The organism is Vibrio sp. D173a (assembly GCF_030248475.1).
Genome location: NZ_JAHGAH010000696.1, coordinates 1 through 1,183, shown reverse-complemented (window position 1 = coordinate 1,183; position 1,183 = coordinate 1). Strand labels below are relative to the sequence as shown.

Below are 1,183 nucleotides of genomic sequence, written 5' to 3'. Positions count from 1 at the left end.
AAAATATTTAGGATAAAAACGGCCAATAAGCACTGTATGGCTATCCAAGTTTTGGCCTAGATACGTAATAGGGTGTTCATCAGAACTGGTTACAAAGTTAATTGAACCAACCTCATCCCAGTTATACTCCAGAGTTTTTATTCCGTTCTGAGCCCCAGAAAAGTTAGTCGTTTCTTCACCGGCTAAATTACCTAAGCTAGCTTGTTCGGCATTAGGGTAAACAAGATCCCGAGATACAACTAAACTCCCATCATCAGTTGCGTAGTTCAAGGTTATTGGCAAAACACACGCATCTGCGCCGATGGATACGCCAAATTGAACAGGCTTATACGTGACAGAAAAAGTTTCTCCAGAAGCCATAAAACCTTGTGACTGAGTCGTCGTTGAAGGGTTTAGGTTTGTCGGTGTGTTCTTCTGTTTGATATCGCAGATAGCTATTTTCCAAGGTCTTGAATAAACAGAGAAGAAGCCTTTTAGGTCATAAGTGCCACTATCCGGGCATCCTTCAAAGCCATCGCAATCAAAAGTATCTGACAATTGAAGGTCGAAAATACCAGATTCTGTAATAGTTAAAGGCGAGTCTGAAACACCGTTTGTATACGTAGGGGCATACGTCAATTGACCTTTGATACCCTTGCTAGGGGAATTCAATTCATACGAAACGACAACAACATCTTCTGACTCTACGTTGTAATTTTTAGCCACTGTAACTTTATCGTTAGAATCACACGCTAACACTCTTGTATCGGCAGATGTCGCCTGTCCCGCTATAACGTCTAAACGATTAGTCACTGAATCACCGTCAAATAAAGAAAATCTAAATGGCACAAACTTAAATTGACTTTCCACACTCTGATTAACATCATCAACTAAAGTCGCAGTAAGTTTATACGAATCGTCGAAGTCAATATTTGCGGTGTCTTTCGCCGTGATTTTTAGGGTCAACTCACCATCTATATTTGATGAATAGTTTGGATAACTCCCCGACCCGGTAATTACGGAAACATTAAAGTAGTTAGGATGAGGAGTAATGGCAACTGTGACACTTAGGCTTTCAGCAACGCCATTATTTGATGTGTTAATTGTAAACTGTGGAGAATCATCACCGCACATCAAAGCTAAATCAGTTGCTGGCGACATCTCAATTTCGTAATCATCAGCAGGTACAATACAGCTCGTCTCC

General features: G+C 40.7%; 1 protein-coding gene. It reads right to left on the bottom strand.

Annotated elements, in window-relative coordinates:
• The coding region (locus KIV40_RS28600; RefSeq protein WP_375164902.1) for a DUF6701 domain-containing protein at positions 1–1,140 on the bottom strand (1,140 nt) is incomplete at its 3' end.
• Between the last annotated feature and the right edge of the window lie 43 nt (positions 1,141–1,183).